This is a genomic window from Dellaglioa sp. CoH-56-MRSF-11 (genome assembly GCF_056782135.1).
In genome coordinates this window covers 1-445 of the sequence record NZ_JBXAYE010000030.1, presented here as the reverse complement: position 1 = coordinate 445, position 445 = coordinate 1, and the positions used below count along the sequence as shown (strand labels likewise).

Genomic DNA, 445 nt, shown 5'->3' with positions numbered 1-445 from the left:
CGTGCGGCTTGCGAACCGACGTACGCGGCTTGGCCGGTGCACCCTCAGCCGGCTGCGCGCTGATGAACGTGCGCTCGATGGTGACGGTGTGGCTCGTGACGACGCCTGCGTTCACGATCGGGCGTGCCTTCGAGCGGACGATGCCCTTGCCCATCAGGAACTTGACGGCAGCTTCCTTCGACGCGAAGGAATTGACGGCGGTATCCGAGCCATCGACCGAGATCGAAATCGTGATAACGTTCTTGCTCATGAGGTAAATCTCCTTTCAGGTGGGTTGGTGCTACTCAGTACAACACTAGAACAACGAGACTGAAGTTTATCAACGGCTTCGCCTCTTGTCAACTGCCTTTTTACTACGTTTGTGTGTCGGGTGTTTGATCGGCGCAACATGGTGTGCCGGTCTACCACTCGCACGAACCACTTTACTGTTACTGGTATCAGTATA

Annotated in this window: 1 protein-coding gene; it reads right to left on the bottom strand. The window is 55.7% G+C overall.

Translation table 11 applies throughout. The features are described from left to right. A partial coding sequence (locus AC1RPT_RS07670; protein ID WP_481762965.1) for a hypothetical protein occupies window positions 1-250 on the bottom strand: 250 nt, incomplete at its 3' end. Window positions 251-445: the final 195 nt, after the last annotated feature.